The organism is Anaerolineae bacterium (genome assembly GCA_014360855.1).
Lineage (GTDB): Bacteria > Chloroflexota > Anaerolineae > JACIWP01 > JACIWP01 > JACIWP01.
This window is the reverse complement of the sequence record JACIWP010000268.1, coordinates 1-4,021: the sequence shown is the minus strand read 5'-3', so window position 1 is coordinate 4,021 and position 4,021 is coordinate 1. Positions and strand designations below refer to the sequence as shown.

Annotated in this window: 4 protein-coding genes; all 4 read left to right on the top strand. The window is 64.2% G+C overall.

What is annotated here, in order from left to right; genetic code table 11:
- The coding region (locus H5T60_12410) for an NUDIX hydrolase (GenBank protein ID MBC7243234.1) at positions 1 to 527 on the top strand (527 nt) is incomplete at its 5' end.
- Positions 528 to 595: 68 nt separating this feature from the next.
- On the top strand, positions 596 to 1,639 hold the full coding sequence (locus H5T60_12405; GenBank protein ID MBC7243233.1) for a flippase-like domain-containing protein: 1,044 nt from the start codon (positions 596 to 598) through the stop codon (positions 1,637 to 1,639).
- A gap of 53 nt (positions 1,640 to 1,692) precedes the next feature.
- A complete protein-coding gene (locus tag H5T60_12400; GenBank protein MBC7243232.1) occupies positions 1,693 to 3,381 on the top strand; it encodes an alkaline phosphatase family protein in 1,689 nt (562 codons plus the stop codon).
- A gap of 28 nt (positions 3,382 to 3,409) precedes the next feature.
- On the top strand, positions 3,410 to 4,021 hold a 612-nt coding region (locus H5T60_12395; GenBank protein MBC7243231.1), incomplete at its 3' end, for a DUF1616 domain-containing protein.

Below are 4,021 nucleotides of genomic sequence, written 5' to 3'. Positions count from 1 at the left end.
ATGACATTCTCCCCTGGCTGAGTCTGATCGAACAGCATGTGCTGTTGCCCAACGGCCGGCATATCGAGCGCTATCTGGTCAGCGAAGGCCCCGACGTGGTGATGATGTTCCCCGTGACCCCGGAGGGCCTGGTCATTTTCGTGGAGCAGTACAAGCACGGCATGGGCATGCTCTCGCTGGACCTGCCGGCCGGCTACATGGACGAGAGCGACCCCTCGCCCCTGTTCGCCGCACAGCGGGAGCTGGAGGAGGAGACCGGCTACCGGTCAGCGCGCTGGACGCACCTGGGGAGCCTGTTCATGAGCCCCAACCGCTCCCGCGGCCAGATCCATTACTTTTTGGCGGAAGACTGCCGGCCGGCCGGCCAACAGCACCTGGACCCGACGGAGGAACTGCGCGTCCATCTGCGCCGGCTGGAGGATATCCCCGAGATGATGGTGGATGGTTCCGTGCGCACCATTTCCTCCATCGCCGGCATGGCTCTGGGCGTGCTGGCTGTGCGCGGAAGCCTGGCCGGCACAGGGTAAATCCTGTGCCACGTATGCGAAGGCCCACATCACAGGATTCATCGAACTTATTCGGCAGAGGTGAGCGGTTGGAAACACCGGGGAAAAGCGCGGATCGCGAGACAGCAGGGCCATCGCCGGCCTCCCGCCATATCCGCATGGGCACCCTGGCGCGCTGGGCACTGCGCGCCGCCGGCCCCCTGATCCTGATTGGCATCCTGCTGTTCGGGGTGGACTTTTCGCGCGCCTTGGCCCTGCTCCTGAACGTGCAACTCCCCCTGCTGATCATCTCCTGGTTCGTGATATTCCCGATGGTAGTGATACTGCGCTCCCTCCGCTGGCACATTATCGCCCACATATACGGCATCCGCCAACCGTTTCCCATGAGCATCTTGCTCTATTTCCTGGGCTTTTCCGCCGGCTTCTTCATCTCCGACGGCGTCAGCGCCTTCGTGCGTTCGGTGTTCCTCAATCGCGATGGCTACCGCTGGTCGGTCTCCCTCCTGACGCCTTTCTGGGAGAAGACGGTGGAACTTATCGCCATCCTGCTGTCCGGCCTCATCGCCTTTGCCGTTCTGCCTCAATTGGTGTTGAACCGCGGCCTCCTGTACCTGGCCTTGATCCTGGGCGCCGGCATCACCGCCTCCACCGCGCTACTGCTCTCGCCAGGCGTCCAGTCGTGGGCCTTTGAGCGTATTTTCCCCTGGCTGGCGCGCCGCACGCCCCGCCTGCGCCAGGAATCGGGCGCGGCCCTGCTGGCCGAATTCCGCCGCATGCGGCCGCGGGCGGTAGTCGGCCTGACGCTGTTCTCCATCGCCACCCGCCTGTTGTATTTCTATTCCCTTTACCTGGTGGGACAGGCCATGGGATGTCCGCTCTCCTTCTGGCAGATCTCGCTGGTAATGGCCTTCGTCAGCCTGGTGACCATGCTGCCGATCGGTATCGGGGGTATTGGTACCCGGGATGCGGTGATGATCCCGACATTCAATCTGTTCGGACAGCCGGCCGAGCAGGCTATCGCCTTCTCGTTCCTGATCCTGTTGACCAACGTCATCTGGCGGGCGCTGGGCGCGCTGGCATGGACGCTTCTCCCGCGCTATCTGCCGGCGCCCGCCTCCGAGGATATCCCCTGACCTCGCGCGGTCAGCGGGGGTAAGAACATTCGCCGCCAACATAGGAGGATACCATGCCGGCACATGGCTCTCGTTCTGCTCGCACTCTGGTCATCGGCATTGACGGCGCGACCTTTGATCAGATCATCCCGTTGGTAAAAGGGGGCCGACTGCCGCACATTGGCGCTTTGCTGGAGCGGGGCAGTTGGGGGCCGCTCCGCAGTACGATCCCGCCGGTGACCGCGCCGGCCTGGAGCAGTTTCATGACCGGCGTCAACCCCGGCCGGCATGGCATTTATGACTTCCGCTACCGCGATGCCGGCACATATGAGCTTCGCACCAACAACCTGACCATGAACCGTTCCCCTACCCTCTGGGAGGTGTTGAGCCGGCACGACAGGCGCTCCTGCCTGATCAACATCCCAGCCTCCTGGCCGCCGCGGCCCATCAACGGGTTCTGGGTAACGGGCATATTGACGCCGGCGGACGCGACGACCTACACCTATCCCCCCGAGCTGACGGAGCAAATCCGCCGCGCCATCCCCGACTATGAGGTCTGGCCGGCCAGCGTCTTTCACCCCACGGGCCGCGAGCGCGAGTTCCTGCGGGCCATCGAGGAGCTGACCTGGAAGCGGGTGGAACTCTTCCGCTTCCTGCAGACGCTGGCGGAGTGGGATACGGCGATGGTGGTCTTCATGGGGGTGGACCAGGTCCAGCATGCCATGTGGCATTATCAGGACCCGACGCACCCGCAGTATGATCCGGATGCGCCGGCCGAGTTCCGCGATGCCATCGCCCACACGTACGAGGTCATCGACGCGGCCGTTGGAGCGCTCCTGGCGGAGGCCGGCCAGGACGTCAATGTCTTCCTGGTCTCCGACCACGGTTTCGGTCCGCTGGACGACTGGTTCCACATCAACACCTGGCTCATCCAGGAAGGGCTGATGGTGGTGAAGCCGCACGTGAAGAGCCGATTGAAGCATCTGCTGTTTTCCATGGGCTTCACCCCGCTGAACCTATATGAGTGGTCGCTTCGGCTCAGGCTGAACCGGGCGGTCGCCCATGCCACGCGCCACCGCCGGGAGGAAACCTTTGCCCTGCTGCGCCGGCTGTTCGTCTCCTTCGACGACGTGGATTGGAGCCGCACGGTGGCCTATTCCATCGGCAACGCCGGCCCCATCTTCATCAACCTGGCCGGCCGGGAGCCGCAGGGCTGTGTCCCGCCGGAGCGCTACGATGAAACGCTGGAGATGGTGGCAGAACGCCTGCGGCGTATCACTGACCCGCGCACCGGCCGTCCGCTGGTCACCGAAATCGTCTTCGGCAAAGATATATATGCCGGGCCGTATGCCAGCAACGGCCCCGATATCACGGTGTTCATGCGGGATATGCGCGTCTGTGCCTACGGCAACACCCAATTCTCCTCGCACCGCTGGCTGACGTCCGTGTACGGCCGCACGGGCTGGCACCGCATGGACGGCATTCTGGTGGCGGCCGGCCCGGGCATTCGGCAGGGAGAACAAGTCGCCGGCGCCCGCCTCTGGGATGTGTATCCCACCATCCTGGCGCTGATGGACGTGCCCGTTCCCGCCGGCCTGGATGGTCAGCCCCTGCTCTCCCTCCTGCGCGATGCGGTACGGGAACGCATCCGCTACGATCCTCAGGGCCTGGAGCAGTATTATCAGGGCGAGGAGCGGTTGGGATACTCTGCCGAGGAGGAAGAGATGATGGAGCGTCACCTGAAGGGGCTGGGCTATGTGTAATGCCGTCCCGCGGCAGAGGGTATAGAGCATGCAGATCATTCGACTCATGTTGGCCATTGCGCTCTGTTGGGGGCTGCCCGGCTTCTTCCTGGTGAGCCTCATCTGGCCGCGGGAGGAAGGGTTTTCCACCCTGGGAAGGGGTATGCTCTCCACGGCGTTGAGCGTGGTGGTTACCTCGCTGATTGGCCTGGCGCTGGCCGGCCTGCACCGGCTGAACGCCGGCTGGGCCTGGGGGGCCATGCTGGCAGTGACGGCCATACTGGCAGGCATATGGCTGGGCCGGCGACCGGCGCGGCCGCGATTGGCATGGGGCCGGCGGCACATGGTCACCGCTCTCTTTCTCCTGATCACACTGGCGGCCGTCCTGGCATCGCGGCTCTACCTTGCCTTTGGCCCCAAACCCATCCCCTTGGAGCCCGATTCCTGGGCTTATATGGCCGACACGACCCGTATTATTGCCGCCGGCACCATCCCCGATCAGGTCTACCAGTGGGGCATCGAAACCGCATTCCCCACCGACAAGGTGCTTTTCCTGCTCTTCAGCGCCGTGTTTCAGCTCCTCAGCGGCCTGGACGCGCTGGGCGTGATGACCTGGATCACCCTGCTGTACGTGGCGGCCGGCGCGATGGCGCTGTGGCTC

Excerpts from the sequence above, each read along its gene's own strand:
- H5T60_12400 (MBC7243232.1), top strand. The coding sequence starts at position 1,693 with ATGCCGGCACATGGCTCTCGTTCTGCTCGCACTCTGGTCATCGGCATT.